Annotated in this window: 16 protein-coding genes and 2 riboswitches; of the genes, 2 read left to right on the forward strand and 14 right to left on the reverse strand. The window is 47.6% G+C overall.

The features are described from left to right. The first annotated feature begins 48 nt into the window (after positions 1–48). Positions 49–1389 carry a phosphoglucosamine mutase gene (glmM, locus tag LEUMU_RS0114050; RefSeq protein ID WP_022952926.1) on the forward strand — a complete coding sequence of 447 codons (1341 nt, stop codon included), beginning with the start codon at positions 49–51 and terminating at the stop codon, positions 1387–1389. 99 nt (positions 1390–1488) lie between these two features. Here glmM and LEUMU_RS0114055 read toward each other — a convergent pair whose 3' ends face one another. The 14 genes from LEUMU_RS0114055 to LEUMU_RS0114120 all read right to left on the reverse strand — a co-directional run bounded on the left by LEUMU_RS0114055 (position 1489) and on the right by LEUMU_RS0114120 (position 17357). Continuing rightward, on the reverse strand, positions 1489–3996 hold the full coding sequence (locus LEUMU_RS0114055; RefSeq protein ID WP_022952927.1) for a heavy metal translocating P-type ATPase: 2508 nt from the start codon (positions 3994–3996) through the stop codon (positions 1489–1491). After that, entirely contained in the window at positions 3996–4760 is a 765-nt protein-coding gene (locus LEUMU_RS0114060) for a FixH family protein (RefSeq protein WP_022952928.1), read from the reverse strand. The genes LEUMU_RS0114055 and LEUMU_RS0114060 overlap by 1 nt, the downstream gene beginning before the upstream one ends. Positions 4761–4773: 13 nt before the next feature. After that, positions 4774–6183 carry a cytochrome c oxidase accessory protein CcoG gene (gene ccoG, locus LEUMU_RS0114065; protein ID WP_022952929.1) on the reverse strand — a complete coding sequence of 470 codons (1410 nt, stop codon included), beginning with the start codon at positions 6181–6183 and terminating at the stop codon, positions 4774–4776. Positions 6184–6250: 67 nt separating this feature from the next. Beyond that, entirely contained in the window at positions 6251–7177 is a 927-nt protein-coding gene (gene ccoP, locus LEUMU_RS0114070; protein ID WP_022952930.1) for a cytochrome-c oxidase, cbb3-type subunit III, read from the reverse strand. After that, positions 7177–7371, reverse strand: a complete 195-nt coding sequence (locus tag LEUMU_RS0114075; RefSeq protein ID WP_022952931.1) for a cbb3-type cytochrome c oxidase subunit 3 — start codon at positions 7369–7371, stop codon at positions 7177–7179. The genes ccoP and LEUMU_RS0114075 overlap by 1 nt, the downstream gene beginning before the upstream one ends. A gap of 24 nt (positions 7372–7395) precedes the next feature. Further along, positions 7396–8154, reverse strand: coding sequence for a cytochrome-c oxidase, cbb3-type subunit II (ccoO, locus tag LEUMU_RS0114080; RefSeq protein ID WP_022952932.1), 759 nt, complete (start codon positions 8152–8154; stop codon positions 7396–7398). 17 nt (positions 8155–8171) lie between these two features. Beyond that, on the reverse strand, positions 8172–9617 hold the full coding sequence (gene ccoN / locus LEUMU_RS0114085; protein WP_022952933.1) for a cytochrome-c oxidase, cbb3-type subunit I: 1446 nt from the start codon (positions 9615–9617) through the stop codon (positions 8172–8174). Positions 9618–9829: 212 nt separating this feature from the next. After that, positions 9830–10192 (reverse strand): diacylglycerol kinase, encoded by a 363-nt coding sequence (locus tag LEUMU_RS0114090; RefSeq protein ID WP_022952934.1) that lies wholly within the window; start codon positions 10190–10192, stop codon positions 9830–9832. A gap of 30 nt (positions 10193–10222) precedes the next feature. Then, positions 10223–13117 carry an aminomethyl-transferring glycine dehydrogenase gene (gcvP, locus tag LEUMU_RS0114095; RefSeq protein WP_022952935.1) on the reverse strand — a complete coding sequence of 965 codons (2895 nt, stop codon included), beginning with the start codon at positions 13115–13117 and terminating at the stop codon, positions 10223–10225. Positions 13118–13151: 34 nt separating this feature from the next. Beyond that, positions 13152–13538, reverse strand: coding sequence for a glycine cleavage system protein GcvH (gene gcvH / locus LEUMU_RS0114100; protein WP_022952936.1), 387 nt, complete (start codon positions 13536–13538; stop codon positions 13152–13154). A 63-nt stretch (positions 13539–13601) separates the two neighbouring features. After that, entirely contained in the window at positions 13602–14684 is a 1083-nt protein-coding gene (gene gcvT / locus LEUMU_RS0114105; RefSeq protein WP_022952937.1) for a glycine cleavage system aminomethyltransferase GcvT, read from the reverse strand. Positions 14685–14737: 53 nt separating this feature from the next. Next, a riboswitch (glycine riboswitch) is annotated at positions 14738–14824 on the reverse strand. A 3-nt stretch (positions 14825–14827) separates the two neighbouring features. Continuing rightward, positions 14828–14925, reverse strand: a riboswitch (glycine riboswitch). A 54-nt stretch (positions 14926–14979) separates the two neighbouring features. Further along, entirely contained in the window at positions 14980–15744 is a 765-nt protein-coding gene (locus LEUMU_RS26130; protein ID WP_022952938.1) for a DsbC family protein, read from the reverse strand. Positions 15745–15841: 97 nt separating this feature from the next. After that, positions 15842–16738, reverse strand: coding sequence for a site-specific tyrosine recombinase XerD (gene xerD / locus LEUMU_RS0114115; protein ID WP_022952939.1), 897 nt, complete (start codon positions 16736–16738; stop codon positions 15842–15844). 28 nt (positions 16739–16766) lie between these two features. Then, positions 16767–17357 (reverse strand): ZrgA family zinc uptake protein, encoded by a 591-nt coding sequence (locus LEUMU_RS0114120; protein WP_022952940.1) that lies wholly within the window; start codon positions 17355–17357, stop codon positions 16767–16769. Positions 17358–17478: 121 nt separating this feature from the next. On the opposite strand from LEUMU_RS0114120, the gene LEUMU_RS0114125 reads away from it, so the two are divergent. Next, complete coding sequence (locus LEUMU_RS0114125) at positions 17479–18246, forward strand: inositol monophosphatase family protein (protein ID WP_022952941.1); 768 nt, start codon at positions 17479–17481, stop codon at positions 18244–18246. Positions 18247–18252 lie beyond the last annotated feature (6 nt).

Consider the following 18252-nt stretch of genomic DNA (forward strand, 5'->3'; position numbering starts at 1 on the left):
TATTTAGTAGATTATTTAGGCTAATAAAAATAAACAAAGGAATTTGTGATGGAAAAGAAATACTTCGGTACTGATGGCATTCGCGGCGAGATCGGAACCTACCCAATGACCCCCGACTTTGCACTTAAACTAGGATGGGCTGCCGGAAAAGTTCTGGCTACAAAAAAGAACCCACTGGTTGTTATCGGTAAAGATACCCGTATTTCTGGCTACATGCTTGAGTCTGCGCTTGAGGCAGGGTTAGTAGCCGCTGGTGTTAGCATTCGATTACTAGGGCCAATGCCAACCCCTGGCGTTGCTTATCTAACCAGAACCTTCCGTGCATCTGCAGGCATTGTTGTGAGTGCATCTCACAACCCTTATCAGGATAACGGTGTTAAGTTTTTCTCTTCAGCAGGCATGAAGCTGGATGACGAAACCGAGCTGGCAATAGAGCGCTATTTAGAAGAAGACCTTGTTACCGTAAAGTCTGACAAACTAGGCAAAGTCGTACGTGTTGATGATGCAGCAGGCCGCTACATTGAATTTTGTAAGCGTGCCTTGCCTAATGAAACATCATTAGAAGGTTTAAAGATAGTTGTCGACTGCGCAAATGGTGCAACCTATCATGTTACGCCGCACGTATTATCAGAGCTTGGAGCGGAGATTATTACTGTAGCAAATTCACCTAACGGCTTGAACATTAATGAAGAGTGCGGTGCTACCTCACTCGATATGCTGTCCAAGCAAGTCCTATTACACAACGCCGACCTAGGCGTTGCGCTAGATGGTGATGGCGACCGCTTAATGCTGGTTGACCACACGGGTGCAACGGTTGATGGTGATGAGATTCTAGCCATCATTGCTAAACACCGCCTGAGTACAGATAGTGCTGGCCAAGATATTGTTGGCACATTGATGAGTAACCTTGGCCTTGAGCACGCAGTCCAAGAGATGGGACTTAACTTCCACCGCGCCAATGTTGGCGACCGCTACGTTATCGAACAAATGATCAAAACCGGCGGTGTACTCGGTGGTGAGTCTTCTGGCCATATTATTGTTCGGGACCGCATCGAAACGGGTGATGGCACGATTGCAGCATTGCAAGTATTACAAGCTATTGTAGAAAGTGGGCGTTCTTTGCACGACCTCAAGCAAGTCATGACCAAATACCCTCAAACATTGGTCAATGTTGAGTTAAGTGGTGTTATTGATATTGCGAATAACGCAGCTATCCAGAAAGCTGTCGCTAATGTCGAAGATCAGCTGGCTCATCGTGGACGAGTGCTATTACGCGCGTCTGGCACACAACCACTCATTCGAGTAATGGTAGAAGGCCAAGATGAGACCGAAACAACAATGCTGGCACATAGCATTGCAGAAGTGGTTAAGCAGCAATCTGGCGGCTGATGCCCTAGCTCTGGAGCCTGCCTCTACCGGAAGGTTATCTTCCACTGCCGACAGATAGCTACACAATAAGTAAAGAGCCCAATATTACGCCTAAAGCAATTACCGCTTTAGGCGTAATGCGTTTAACACCACTAACAATGAACTCAGCGACATTCCAATCGCAGCCATCCACGGTGCCAACAGGCCCAGTGTAGCCATTGGCATTGCCAGCAAGTTATACAAAATTGCCCAAGCAAAGTTTTCTCGGATGATAACTCGTGTTCGCTTTGCCATATGAATAGCCTGAGGAATCGACTTTAAGCTATCCGACATTAACACCATATCGGCAGTGACTTGAGCTAATTGACTCCCCTCACCCATTGCAATCGACACATCTGCGGCAGCCAGTACCGGTGCATCATTCACACCATCACCCACCATAATGACCAACTGCCCCGCATCCTGTTTGGACTTAAGGTAAGCAAGCTTCTGATCAGGTAACTGTTCCGCAATAACGGTATCAATACCTAACTTTTTACCGACATGATCTGCAACAGACTGCTTATCACCACTCAGTAAAGTCACCTGCATTCCTGCAGTTTTAAGGGCAGCAACACATTCGACGGCATCAGCTCGCAGCTGATCTTGCAGCTCTAAAATAACCAGTAACTGCTGCTTATTAGCCATGTAAATTCGGGTATTGACTCCTGCAAAGCCCGCCTTCATTTCTAAATCAGCAGACGTAACGCCATCTGCCAACCAAGGCTCTATAAATTCTTTCGTCCCGATACGATAGACAACACCGTCGAATACACCTTCAACACCTCGACCAGGAATATTTTTCTGATCTTTGCAGACCACTGCCTCTAGAGTACTAGCCGCAATAACAGCACGCGCAATAGGATGTTCAGAGGCACTTTCTAAACCTGCAGCCAGCGCCAACAATGCTTGCTCTGGAGAAAACTCCACCGCGACTTTTGATAACTCTCCCGAACTTTCAGAGCCACTAGCACTCCTAGACCAATCATCAGCAAACCACTGCCCAGATACCTGCAACTGACCTGTAGTCAATGTCCCCGTTTTATCAAATACAACATCTGTTGCTTTTGATAGTCCTTCCAATGCATGCCCACGCGTTGTTAGCACACCCATCCTGGTGAGACTACTAGTGGCCGTAGTTAACGCAACAGGAGTCGCTAGCGACAAAGCACAAGGGCAAGTCACCACCAATACCGCAATCGTCACCCAAAATGCACGATCAGGATCATAAAACCACCACGCCCCAAATACCAACGCAGCCGTAATCAAAATAACCAATACAAACCAAGCTGCAACCGAATCGGCTAAACGCGCCAGCTTAGGCTTTTCCATCTGAGCCCGATCAAGCAAGCGAATAATCGAGGAAAGCACCGTACTCTCACCAACCGCCTGCACCTCAAGCACTAGCGGACTTTCAACATTCACCGTACCACCAGTCAGCGCATCGCCACTATGCTTTAACACTGGAACGCTTTCGCCACTCAATACCGCTTCATTCACCGTACTTTCGCCATCAGCCACTAACCCATCAGCCGGAACAGTCTCGCCTGGCCGGATCAATACCCGATCACCAAGCTGCAACTCAGAAACACTCACTACGCTCGTCGAGCCATCTGCAGCCAAGCGCGTGGCAACCGCTGGCAATAAGCGAACTAACTCATCTGCGACTTTACCCGCATGATGCCGAGCATTCATTTCAAGAAAACGACCCAGCAACAGGAAAAAAGTAAACATGGTGACGGAGTCATAATAAACCTCACCCGCCCCAGTCACTGTAGCCCAAACGCTCGCTGAGTAAGCCGTAATCATGGCGATACTAACCGGCACATCCATCCCCAAGCGGAAGCGCTTTAATTCCCGCCATGCCGAACGAAAGAACACACTGGAGGCAAATAACAATACTGGCGTAGTGATAAATAAACCAATCCAGCGCAATAAGTTACGCGCAGACTCACCCATATCGGCTTCGCCAATATACAAGGCGAGCGCAGTCATCATCACCTGCATCATACCAATACCAGCAATGGCAATACGTCTTAGGGAATGTTTACGCTCTCGCTCGTTAATATTGTGCAAGCGATTGGCATCGAATGGGTGGGCTTGATAGCCGATACTGCGAATCTCAGCCAGTATTTTACTTAAGGGAAGTTGGCTTTTATCCCAGACCACATTAGCGCGATGTGTGGTGAGATTAACCCGAAGCTCCAAAACACCCGGAATCTTTTGCAAATGGTGTTCAATTAACCAGACACAAGCCGCACACACAACGCCTTCAATGATTAACGATGCCTCACTGACAGAGTCGTCGGTATCGCGAACAAAGGATTGTTGAACGGTTTCATTATCAAATAAGGTGAGCTGTTGCAGCTCATCCGGCACTACCGAATCAGGTCTGGCAGAGCATTCAGTACGGTGGCGATAAAAATCATCTAAGCCATTATCAACAATAGCTTGTGCAACCGCCTGACAACCCAGACAGCACATTGCCTGAGGCTCATCATCTATTATAACTGAGAAAGTTGCACCATACAGCGGCAGACCACAGTGAAAGCACTCGCCTGCAGCCGGACGCCATATGCCTGAGTCCATTAACTGCCGCTAGTCTCCGGATCAACGTCAATCTGACCTTTCACTTCATGGAAGTCTTCACCACGCTTGACGCTGACAACAACTGTCCAGCGGCCCGGCACATTCAACGCCGTTTCTGTACCATACACACCGGGTGACAACTCCTTCAATACGAACATCTGATCCTGCTTAGGGTCAGCCGTACTCAAATATTTAGCTTGCACCTCAGCTTCGGTAATACGCGCGCCGTCTTTGTCGGTTACCGTCACTTCAAAAGGCTTTACCTGATTGATGACTGGCGTTTCATCCCAGCCTCCGGCAATTTCCCAGCCGCGCTGCTTTTGTGCCTCAAGGCGCGCAAGATACTCATTATACTGATTCTCTTTCTGGCGGAAATCATGTGCAACAACACCTGGTGCATATTTCTGAGCGATGGCAATGATATTGGAGTCAACAATCGTCAACACCAAAAAGAAGCACACAATACTTGCAGGTGCCCAATGAAACCAACCCAGCTTTGAGCGATCTTTCGAGCCATCCCGAATATAGGTCACGATACCTAATCCGTAAGCCGTCATACTGAAGAAGGCAAAATGGATGGCAAACACGTCAATCCCAGGCCAGTACAAATAGGCTAGTGGAAAGTAAACTGCCCACACAATCAAAACAGTCAACACTGCTGATAGACGACCGCTCCACTTAAACCATAGATGGAATAAGAAGAACAGCAAGAAGGCAGAGGCAATACCAGTGCCCATTGTGATCAGTATATTTACATTTTCCATGACACGACTCTACTCAAGGGGTAATGAATTGTGATTTTTGATAAATCGGCTGCGTAAACTCGCCGCTCACAGGTGTTAGCTTAAACCGGATTGGACGTGACTTATCGCCCTGTACGGCAGCACTGGGTTGGCGTAAACGAATAAACATACGCAAACCTTTACCTGGCTCCAGCTTAACGTGCTTTAAGTGCCCCATATCAACAATACCTTCCGGCAAGCCTTCAACCTCAAGGTTAAACACCGCAGGCTTCAATGTCATATTATAGAACTTAAAACGGTAGCTGTTTTGCACCGAACCATCAGACAAAGTTACGTACAATGGGTTCCTTACTTGCGATACATCAACCGTTAGCTTGTCACTGGCAAGCACACTCCAAACCAGCACAGCCGCAGAGATTAATGTTGCCAAGCCATAACCAATTGTACGCACTCCAAAGCGACTCGTCTTTTTCCCTTCCAAATCATTTTCAGAGGTAAAACGAACTAAGCCACGGGGCCAACCTTGCTTATCCATAATGGTGTCGCAGGCATCAACGCACAATCCACAATGAATACAAGCGATCTGCAAGCCATCACGAATATCAATCCCCATTGGGCAGACCTGCACGCAATAACCGCAATCTACGCAATCACCCACGCCAGACGCCGTACGGTCTTCACGGGTTTTCATCCTTTTGACGGGCTTAGCACGACCCTTCTCACCCTCGCCACGGTTCATGTCATAAGAGACAACCGAGGTATTCTTATCAAACATTGCAGTCTGAAAACGAGAATACGGACAAATGTGAACGCACACATTATCTTTGATGAAGCCTGCGGCCAAATAAGTGGTGGTGGTAATGATTAGTGTCGTCAGGTACGCCGCAAATGGCGCTTGTCCAGTGAAGAACTCAACAATTAAAACACGCGCTTCCGCCCAGTACAGCGTAAAGGTAAAACCACTCCAGAATGCCAGCAGCAACCAAAAGAAATGTGTCGAGCCAACTTTTAGAATCTTCTCCCGATCCCATGGCTGTTTCTTCAACCGTAGCCGTGTAACCCTCGTGCCTTGAATCTTTTGCTCAATCAGGCGAAACGCATCCGTCCAGATTGTCTGAAAGCAGAAAAAGCCACAGAAAATACGCCCTGCAACGGTCGTCACAAAGAACAATAGCACCGCTGCCAGGAACAATAACGCTGCCAACGTCAGTATATCCTGCGGGTGAAACACCATATTAAACAGGTAGTATTTATGGTTCGCCAGATCAAACACAACTGCTTGATTGGGACCAATCTCACGTGACCATGGCATCCATGGCAGTAAGAAATAGACCAGATAGGCCAGAATAAGGATAACAGTTTTGATATTGCGGAAGCGTCCCTTGACGGAACGTGGCTCAATGATCTTCTGATATTCAACGAATTGCAAAGGTGCTTCGTTCATTTCAATCACCGCACGACTTATCTACGGGGCAACGGCGTCACCCCGCAGTAAGTCTATTGTCTAGTTGTTACTGGCCGCCTGCTCGCTTGTTCAGCAGATAAGCGGTCAACACTTTGATTTCAGTATCACTCAGACGAGAACTCCAAGCTGGCATCACACGGTTAACACCATTGTGAATAACCTGCTTAACTAATGCCAAACGCTCAGGGTAAGTCTCAGCAGCAGGTACATTGGCAATCGTCCAGATCTTGTCTGTCAAATTAGCCGAACCTTGAGATTTCATACCCGTTCCAGCTGGGGTATGGCAGTAGTAGCAACCACCTTCCTGGCCTTGGAAAATCTTCTCACCTGCTGCGATTAACTCTGGCTCATCGCCATTGTCACCGGACATGCTTAACACATAGCTGGCAACCTGAGTTAACTGCTCTTCATTAAAGGTTTCTTCGTACGCTGGCATAAAGCCGTTACGACCAATCTTCAATGTTGTTTCAATATCGTGGGCGTCACCACCCCATAACCAATCATCATCGATCAGGTTAGGATAAGCACCCACCACGCCGCCAGCACCACTTTGGTGGCAAGCCGCACAGTATTCACCAAATACACCGTTACCGTAAGACTCAACAAACGCTAGCTTGTCAGCATCTTCAGCAATATTTTCGTAGCTGCTGTTAGCGATAACTTCTAAGTAGCCTTTTTGCGCCATGGCGCTTTTGCCGGTCTGCATATCTTTGGCTAATAGCGCACGCGTGTTCCAGTGAGAAACAACCTCTTCACCTGCATCAGTCTGATAGGTAATCGTGTTGAAACCTTTGAGGAAGCTTCCAGCTACTGGCCAAGATGGATACATAATCCAATAGACTAGGGCAAACACCATCGTCGCGTAAAAAGTCCACAACCACCAACGAGGCAACGGATTACTAAACTCCTGAATGTTCTCGTCCCAAACATGGCCCGTCGTTTTAGCGCCGGTAATGGGGTCTTTATCAATCATTATCTACCACCTTTCTGGGCTGTATCATTCTTGTCATCATCGAGAGGAATATTTTTATACGATTCCAATCGCTCACTCCGTTGCTTGCCGGTATACACATACAGCAGCATACCGATGAACAATGGGAAGAAGATTACAACTGCAGCAACCTTGCTATTTCCCAGATCAGTAAACCACATAAATATCTCATTCATTCCGGCCACACTCCATCACAATGATTATCGGGTTTTAATAAACTCATGCTCATCGTGAGCCTTAAAGTCGATCATGGTGCCCAACACTTGCAAGTAAGCAACCAAGGCATCCATTTCCGTAATCCGCTCAGGAATACCATCACGATTAAAGTTTTGAGCATCATTAATCAGATTCTGATCTGCACGAGTGATGTCTAACTTATCCGCAACGGTCTGACCGAATTTCTTCACGTTCGCATCGTATTCTTCTTTAGTCAGTGAGTAAGGAACACCCACCTTCTTCAGAGCAACCATACGCTCCTGAATATCAGAATAGTCCAGATCGTCTTCCAGCAACCAAGGGTAGTTAGGCATGATCGACTCAGGTACAACCGAACGAGGGCGAACCAAATGCTTTACATGCCATGCATCAGAGTACTTACCACCTACGCGAGCCAGATCAGGACCAGTACGCTTTGAACCCCATTGGAACGGGTGATCGTACTGAGATTCTGCTGCTAGTGAATAGTGACCATAACGCAGCGCCTCATCACGGAACGGACGAATCATTTGCGAGTGACAGTTGTAGCAACCTTCACGAGTATAAATATCCCGGCCACGTTGCTCCAAAGGCGAATAAGGTCTGACCGCTTGAGTACCATCCGCATTACGCACATCTTCGACCGTGTCGTTGATGTAAAATAATGGTGTGATTTCAACCAATCCACCGATACTGATCGCAATCAAAGTGAAGACAATCAGTACGCCGATATTCGTTTCAAAAATTTCGTGTTTCAGTTTCATGTTTATTCCAGCTTCCTTTATGCGTTAGCCGTTTGTCCGAGCGAAGTCGCAGACTCACGCTTTGCCAAACTAATGGTCATATAGATATTGAAAGCCATAATCAACATCCCGCTTACAAAGAACATTCCACCGATTGCACGAGCCACTAACGGAGCATGCATAAAGGTTACGGTTGAAATAAAGGTATTGGCCAAGTTTCCGTATTCATCAAACTCGCGCAACATCATGCCCTGGCCGATACCAGAGGACCACATTGCCGTGATGTACAAAATGATACCCAGTGTCGCAATGAAGAAGTGAATTCTTACCAATTGCGTGCTGTATAGCTCTGTGTTCCAAAGCCTTGGGATCATGTGATAGAACGAACCAATAGTAATCAGAGCAACCCATCCCAACGCACCAGAATGTACGTGTCCTACCGTCCAGTCAGTGTAGTGAGAGAGTGCGTTAACTTCTTTCAGCGCCATCATCGGGCCTTCAAAAGTCGACATTCCGTAGAATGACAATGCAGTGATCATGAACATCATGATTGGGTCAGTACGTAACTTATCCCATGCGCCAGATAGCGTCATAATACCGTTGATCATTCCACCCCAAGATGGCATCAACAACAGGATTGAGAAAACCGCTGCCAGTGATGAGGTCCAATCAGGAATCGCAGTCCAGTGTAGATGGTGAGTACCTACCCACATGTACATGAAGCCCAGCGCCCAGAAGTGAACGATCGATAAACGATACGAATAAACCGGACGACCCGCCTGCTTCGGTACGAAGTAGTACATCATGCCTAGGAACGCTGCTGTCAGGAAAAATCCTACTGCGTTGTGCCCATACCACCACTGTGTCATTGCATCCTGTGCTCCGGAGAACAGGCTGTAAGACTTAGTGCTAGTGAAGCTGACTGGCATCGCCAAGTTGTTGAAAATATGAAGAATTGCAGTCGCGAGAATAAACGCCATATAGAACCAGTTCGCGACATAAATGTGCGGTTGGTTACGACGCATAATCGTCATTGTGAAGACCAGGAAGTAAACCACCCAGACTGCCGCAATCATGATATCCACATACCACTCTGGCTCTGCGTATTCACGCGCCTGAGTGATACCCATGGTATAGCCGATACCGGCGATGATCAGAGCCAAATTCCATCCGTAGAACATGAAACTATGGGCTGATTTGCTACCTGCCAGTCGAACCTGACAAGTGCGTTGAACGACATAAAACGACGTTGCAAATAGTGCGTTACCACCAAAGCCGAAAATTACACCACTGGTATGAACCGGACGCAGACGACCAAATGTGATCTGTGCGATATCGAAATTCAAAAACGGCCACGCAAGTTCTGAAGCGATCCAGACCCCGGTAGTCATCCCCAGTACACCCCAAATGATGGATGCAATTGCGAACTTTTTTACAATGTCATAGTTATATTGCTCAAGCGAGCCGGCAGTACTATGAGCCATGCTATTACCTCAATTTAATTAATCCGTAGCCGAATAAGTGCTAGATTCTTACACTCATAACAATTGAACGTTTTCAGGGCGGCAAGAATACAACACTTCATCTATATCTGTCTTTAGGAACGCGGGATATACTTCCCTAATATCGCAAAAATTCATAGGAATGATGAAAAGCATTGAATTACTAAATGCTAACCCCGATGGCTTGCATTCTATCAGCGGAACAATATCAGCAGCCAGACCAAGCCTGCATTGATCGAAATCAATAAAACGGCAGCTGATCCCATATCTTTTGCACGCCCTGATAGTTCGTGCATTTCCCCACCAAATCGATCAACAACTGCTTCAATGGCCGAGTTTAACAACTCGACCACCAAAACCAGTAACACACTGCCGATCAATAGAATCAACTCGATTGCATCTGAGGCAATCCACAGCGCCAAAGGGATAGCTAATAATAGTACAAAAACCTCTTGCCGAAACGCCTCTTCACCCTGGTAAGTGGCTTTTAATCCCTTCATGGAATATCCAAAGGCATTTACCAGACGTTTCAATCCTAGATTTTTACTATCAGCCATCAATTCAGCACTCTGTTTACGCTTAAAGACTTATCGGTAAGCGTCGATTCCCGGGCAAGAACACACCAGATTACGATCGCCAAATACGTTATCAACGCGACCAACAGTAGGCCAGTATTTGCTGCAATGCAATACACCCTTAGGAAAAACAGCCAATTCTTGTGCGTATGGATGCTCCCAATTGCTGGTCAAATCTTTCAGCGTGTGCGGTGCATTCACTAGAGGATTATCATTAGCCGGCCACTCACCCGACTCTACCTGACTAATCTCTTGGCGAATGGCAATCATCGCATTACAGAAACGGTCGATTTCCATTAATGACTCCGACTCAGTCGGTTCAATCATTAAAGTACCCGCCACCGGGAATGACATGGTTGGAGCATGGAAACCGTAATCGATTAAGCGCTTAGCAATATCTTCTTCCGAAATACCAGACGCAGCCTTCAAAGGACGTATATCGATTATACACTCATGTGCAACCCGACCTTGTGCTCCCTCAAACAAAACAGGGTAATGCGGTGCCAAGCGATGCTTGATGTAGTTCGCATTCAAAATCGCCAACTCAGTTGCACGTTTTAAACCCTGCGCTCCCATCTGTTTAATATAAACCCAGGAAATTGGCAAGATGGCCGCACTACCATAAGGGGCAGCAGACACAGCACTATTCTCTGGCTGCTTACCATCGACTGAGCTTACAACGTGGCTGGATAAGAAAGGTGCCAAATGCGCTTTTACACCAATCGGTCCCATACCCGGCCCACCACCACCGTGAGGAATACAGAATGTCTTATGCAAATTCAGATGCGATACATCAGAGCCAAACTTACCCGGTTTGCATAAACCAACTTGCGCGTTTAAGTTCGCGCCATCCATATAGACCTGACCGCCGTGCTTATGAGTGATTTCACACAACTCAACCACAGCTTCTTCAAATACACCATGGGTGGATGGGTAGGTAATCATCACCGATGACAGGTTTTCAGAATGCAGTTCCGCTTTCGCGCGGAAATCATTCAAATCCACGTTACCATTTTTATCGCACTCAACAATCACCACTTTCAAGCTAGCCATTGCCGCTGAAGCAGGATTAGTCCCGTGCGCCGAGCTTGGAATCAAACACACATTACGATGTGCTTCGCCACGACTGGCATGATAACGGCTGATTGCCACCAAGCCTGCATACTCACCTTGCGCGCCAGAGTTAGGCTGCATGGAAATTGCATCGTAGCCAGTGACTTCCGCTAAGTAAGCATCCAGCTCCGCAATCATGGTGCGGTAGCCGACGGTTTGATCTTTCGGTGCAAACGGGTGGATATCGGCAAACTCAGGCCAAGTCACCGGCAGCATTTCACTGGTCGCATTCAACTTCATGGTGCAAGAGCCCAGAGGGATCATGCCATGCGTCAGTGAGAAATCTTTATTTTCAAGGCGCTTTAGGTAGCGCAGCATCTCTGTTTCAGAGTGATAAGAGTTAAATACCGCATGCGTCAGGTATTCACTTTCACGCTGATAAGCCGCTGGAATACCAGCTTCAGCTTGCTCCATGCACTGCTTGTCTAGCGCATCAATGGATAAACCATGGTTATCGCCCAATAAAACAGTCAGTAATAATTCAATGTCTGCACGGGTTTTGCGCTCATCAAAGCTCACGCCCAGCTTGTCATCATCCAGCAAACGCAGGTTGATGCCTTGCGCTAAGGCTGCCTGATAAACCGCATCGCGCTTGTCGCCCAGCACCAACGTTAAGGTATCAAACCACGTATCATTTAATAACGTGATACCCTTTTGCTGCAAGCCCAGTGCCACCAAGCTTGTCATGCGGTGAATGCGTCCAGCGATTTGCTTCAAACGCTCTGGCCCATGATAGACCGCATAAAAACTTGCCATATTTGCCAGCAACGCCTGCGCTGTACAAATATTGGAGGTCGCTTTATCGCGGCGAATATGTTGCTCGCGAGTTTGCAATGCCATACGTAACGCGGTGTCGCCCTTACTATCGACCGATACACCGATCAAGCGACCCGGCATGGTGCGTTTGAATTTATCGCGAACCGCAAAGAATGCCGCATGTGGACCACCAAAGCCCATCGGTACACCAAAGCGCTGCGCAGAACCCAGCACCACATCCGCACCCATTTCACCCGGTGCTTTTAATACCAGCAAGCTCATTAAATCAGCTGCCACACACACTAGAGCATTTTGCTCATGCGCCTGCGTGATTAGGGGCTCAATATCAACCACCGCACCTGTCGTATTTGGATATTGCAGCAATACTCCGAACACTTCGTGATTGGCTAATTCTGTTGCCGCATCACCAATAATTAGCTCATAGCCAAAGTATTGTGCACGGGTTTTAAGTACATCTAAGGTTTGCGGATGCACTTGCTTATCCGCAAAAAATGCATTGCTTTTAATACGGTTAGAACGCTTACACAGTGCCATTGCTTCAGCAGCAGCCGTGGCCTCATCCAACAAAGAAGCATTGGAAATGTCCATGGCCGTTAAATCCATCACCATTTGCTGGTAGTTCAGTAGGGCTTCCAAACGGCCTTGCGAAATCTCCGGCTGGTAAGGCGTATACGCCGTGTACCAACCCGGATTTTCCAACACATTACGTAAAATAACCGGTGGCACGATCGTGTCGTAATACCCCATACCAATGTATGAAGTATTGACTTGGTTCTGATCTGCCAAACCGCGCAGATAGCCTAAAGCTTCCTGCTCGGTACACGCCGGTTCCAGCGCCAATGGCTCTTTCAGCAAAATTTGTTTTGGCACAGTCTGGCCGACCAGCTCATCCAACGAGCTTGCGCCAACGGCATCAAGCATCGTTTGCACATCGGTGTCGTTCGGACCAATGTGGCGAGAAACGAAGTCATCGGACTGCTCAAGTGTTTGCAGAGAATACTGGGCTGAATTATTCATAAATTACCTTTGTGTCGGGTTTAAACTGACTGACTTAAGCATCAAGCGAAGCAAGATATGCATCCGCATCCATCAGATCGTCTAATTGCTCTGGCGATGACAGCTTCACACGGAACATCCAACCACCTTCAAACGGTGCCGTGTTCACTAGCTCAGGCTCACCATCCAAATCGCCATTGATCGCAACTACTTCACCAGAAACTGGCGCGTAAACATCAGATGCTGCTTTTACAGACTCAACCACGGCGCACTGCTCGCCTGCAGTCAGCTCAGCGCCTTCTTCTGGCAGCTCAACAAATACTAAATCACCCAGTAATTCTTGTGCGTGATCAGTAATACCGACAGTCACAGTGCCATCATCATTGCTTTTAACCCATTCGTGGGAAGCGGCATATTTCAGATCAGTTGGAAGGTTGCTCATTGTGTATCTCCATAGGATAGTTGGTAGCGGATGCCACCAGTCAAAAGGGGTTATTATATAAGCTTAGAGCTGGGATTGCCCATGTCGAACGAATACTGGCTTCACGACTTGAGCCGCCAAGCGCTTACCACGAATTTCAACTTCGCAAGTATCGCTAATGCCAACAGGCACACGAGCCAAGGCAACCGATTTGCCTAAGGTTGGCGAGAAGGTACCACTAGTGATTTCACCCTCACCGGCTACGCAATGCACTTTTTGATGACCACGAAGCACCCCTTTTTCCAGCAATACCAGTCCGACCAGTTTTTGCTGAACACCTGCTTCACGCTCTGCTTGAATCGCATCACGGCCAATAAAGTTACGATCTGCTGGCTCCCATGCAATCGTCCAGCCCATGCCGGAGATCAATGGTGACGTGCTGTCATCCATATCGGAACCATATAAGTTCATACCCGCTTCTAAACGCAAGGTATCACGCGCCCCTAAACCAATCGGCGCTACGCCAGCGGCCAACAACTGATCCCAGAATGAGCCAATCTGCTCATTAGGCACCATGATTTCATAGCCATCTTCACCGGTATAACCCGTGCGTGCCACAAAGTAGTCACCCGCTTCAGCCGCATAAAATGCACCTAGAGCAGAAACCGCTTCAAGGCTTGATTCAGGCAATAAGGACTGAACAGTTTTGATCGCATCCGGGCCTTGAACAGCCAACATAGATAAGTCATCGCGAATGGTAATAGTGACATCGAACGCGCCACTTTGCTGATTTAGCCAAGCAAGGTCTTTATCACGCGTACCGGCATTCACGACTACGCGGTAAAACTCGTCATTGAGGTAATAAACAATCAGGTCATCAATCACGCCACCTTCAGGATTCAGCATGGCGCTGTACAGGGCTTTTCCGGAAGTTTTGAGTTTGGCAACGTCATTGGCTAGCAGGTAACGGAGAAATGCTTGAGATTGAGCACCAGTGATATCAACAACCACCATGTGCGAGACATCAAACATACCCGCTGCAGTTCTGACTTGATTATGCTCCTGAACTTGCGAGCCGTAGTGAATCGGCATTTCCCATCCAGCAAAATCAACAATCTTTGCGCCAGCTTGTAAGTGGTGATCGTATAGTGCAGTACGCTGTGTCATCGGTATCAGTCTCCATAAAAAAGGGGCGGCAGATGTTTTATCATCTGCCGCCCCTCTGTCCTGATACCTGAGATATTCCCTGCGCTGACAGCACAGGTTAAGCCCTTCGGTAGAAGCGGTTACCGCTTCACTCTCCAGAGTTAGCACATCCAACAGTCTTTTATGCCTGAGCGTTTCCGGGCGGAATTGCGTCTTCGGCGGCCGTACACACTAGGTGACGACGCTCTCCTGTATCGTGTAATGCTAAAATCCGAGTATACCTAAGCCCTCAAATAATTTAAAGCGAATTGCTCTGTTACTGGTTAAAAACGGTCTTTGGCGCATCAGCATCCAACATGGCTGCTAAACGATCTGCAGGCATATAACCTGGAATTAGCTGACCTGTTTCAGTCAATAATGCAGGGGTTCCGTTTACACCTAAACGCTGGCCTAACTCGTAAGCATCTTTGACAGGGTTAGCACAGGTTTTGTTTTCAACTGGCTGACGGGCTTTTGACTTAGTCATCGCTGCCTGCTGGTCATCTGCACACCACACGCTAACGATTTTATCGTAAGACGGTGAGTTCAAACCGGCACGTGGAAACGCCAAGTACTCAACAGTGATGCCCTTGTCATTAATCTGCTCGATTTCACGATGCAATTTAGCGCAGTAGCCGCAATCAATATCGGTGAATACGCGCAATACGTGCTTCTCATCCTTCGCTTTAAAGACAACCGGCTTACCCGTAAACTCATCCATCATCTTTTTACGAACATCACGCTGAGCCAGCTCAGACATGTTTTGACGGGTTTGCAGGTCTAACAAGTCGCCACTAATAAAGTACTTCGCATCGGAACTCAGGTAAACGATTTCTGTACCGTACATGACCTGATACAGGCCCGGAATCTGACTTTCGCCAACTGAATCTGGCGGTGATTTAAACGTCTTAATCAGCACTTCATTCAGCTTTTGTGCCACCGCATCTGAATCAACTGCTTTAGTCGTCGACTCAGCCGCAAAACTTATTCCCGCAACCAGACAAAAACTGATTGTCAGTGCCAATTGTTTTAAATTAATCATTGTTAGTTTTAATACCCTGTTTTTTTAAATACGTTAATCAGAATACGCTGTCAGCAGGCTGAATGGATACATTAAAACCATTACCGTCATTTAATAGTCAGCCGCGGGGGTGGTGCAGCTGATGAACTTCCTGCAGACGCGCTTGTGCGATGTGCGTGTAAATCTGAGTGGTTGACAGGTCGCTATGGCCTAACAACATTTGTAAGACTCTTAAATCAGCCCCATGGTTCAATAAATGTGTCGCAAAAGCGTGCCGCAAGGTATGTGGTGACAGCGTTTGTTCAATACCGGCCAGTACGGCATAGCGCTTAATTAGGTACCAAAATGCCTGACGACTCATCCCTGCACCGCGCCGAGTCACAAAGACATCATTGCAAACGCCATGACCTCGCATCAGCTCCGGACGTGACACACTGAAGTATTCATTCACCCAATCAACCGCCACATCACCCAAAGGCACCAATCGCTCTTTACTGCCTTTACCAATCACTCTGACGACACCCATTTGCAAATTAATCTGCGATAAGCTTAGCGTCACTAATTCGGATACTCGTAAACCAGTGGCGTATAGCAATTCAAGCATAGCCCGATCTCGCAGCCCTAACATGTCTTCGATATCGGGCGCCTCCAGCAGCAGATCGATCTGAGTCTCTGACAGCGAACCGGGCAAACTGCGACCAATGCGCGGCGCATCAATTAGTGAAGTAGGGTCTTCGCTGACCGTGCCTTGGCGCACTTGGTAACGATAAAATCGCCGCAAACTGGATAACACACGCGCCATACTGCTGCTCTTAGCCCCCGCTTTACCGCGAAAAGCCAGATACTGCTGCACATTCACACTATCGGCTTCAGTCAACGTGAGCTTGGGCTCTTTTTCCAGCCACTCTCCCCACGCTTTAAGATCACGTCCATAAGCCGCGAGCGTGTTTTGACTGAGGCCGCGCTCCGACCACAGTGCATCCAAGAAGCTTTCAATTCGCTGCTGAGTATCCAAGTGCTGCTTACCTCAAGCCCTTGGGCTGTTATAAATCGTCACTAGTCAGAATAGCGTCATCCGCCGGACTTGAACGCACGATTTTGCCGTTAAAGTCGCCGCCGCCATAGAAATCAACCGTTTTAATACTTGGGAATACTTCAGCAAAGGTGATTTGTATACTTTTCAAAGAGTCTAAACAGTCATACACATACGTTAGCTCAAAGTCGCTATGACCATCAGCATCACCCACCTTGTGCGAGCCATCTTCTTCATCGGCATGCTCATGATCGTCATCTTCGTGCTTATGATAGGTCAACATATCTGATTCCATATGTGAGCTATTTGGCACACAAACGCCCGCCGGAGAGACCTTAAATAAAGCTGGTAATGCAGACTCCTGATACAGCTTTTCATACTGCATGTTAAGCCATTGCTGACGCTCCACGCCTTCCGGAGAATCTTCAAAGCCGAGCAAGTCAATCGATGGGATAGCCATCTTGAAGGTGATCATTGAGTCCTGCTTAGTCACTGCAACCGCCATGGTGCCGTGCTCATGTGGGCCATACAAAGCTTGCGCACTCACTGCGGTCAGTGTCAGAGGTAATACTACAGCCGCTAATCCGGTTAAAAATTTCATGCATTTATCTCAGTAATTAAAATTATCAATTGTGCAGCCAAATCTGCAATGGCAGAACAGGCACGCATTTGTCATTATTTTCAGTATAATACCGCAGCCAATTTATCTAAGGAATTTTAGCATGTCACCGTTTCTGAAAACAGCGATCGAAGCCGCTCAAGCCGCCCAACTGGTTATTGATAAGTACTATGCCGGCGAGTTTGAAGTAGAAATTAAACCCGATCAAAGCCCCGTCACCATTGCGGATGTCGAAACGGAAGAAACCATCAAGCGGATCATTTTGAATGCATTCCCTGACCATGGCTTTTTTGGTGAGGAAACCGGCAAAGTAAATGAAGATGCGGACTACAACTGGTTAATCGACCCCATTGATGGCACCAAGAGCTTTGTGCGCGGCTACCCTTTCTTCTCTACTCAAATTGCACTGATGTATAAAGGTGAGCTGATTGTCGGCGTCTCAAACGCGCCAGGCTTTAAAGAAATGGCCTATGCGGAAAAAGGCCAAGGCGCTTGGCTTAACGGTGAAAAAATACAGGTCAGCGACATTCAAGAGCTAAGTAAATCCACATTATCGCTGGGTAATATCGCGACTATCGCAGGCAAGCCACAGTGGCAAACGCTTGGTGGACTGATTCAGGATGTGCATCGCATTCGCGGATACGGTGACTTCTACCACTACCACCTGCTAGCCAGTGGCAAGATCGACATCATTATCGAATCAGATGTAAACATTCTGGATATCGCCGCCTTGTCCGTTATTGTTAACGAAGCAGGCGGCTGCTTTACGGATTTGTCTGGCAATGTACTGACGTTAGACACAACAACAGTATTGGCTTGTAACACGAAAGCCATGCACCAAAGCATGCTAGATCGCGTGCAATACAGCTAAACCATC

This window comes from Leucothrix mucor DSM 2157 (assembly GCF_000419525.1).
Taxonomy (GTDB): Bacteria; Pseudomonadota; Gammaproteobacteria; order Thiotrichales; family Thiotrichaceae; genus Leucothrix; species Leucothrix mucor.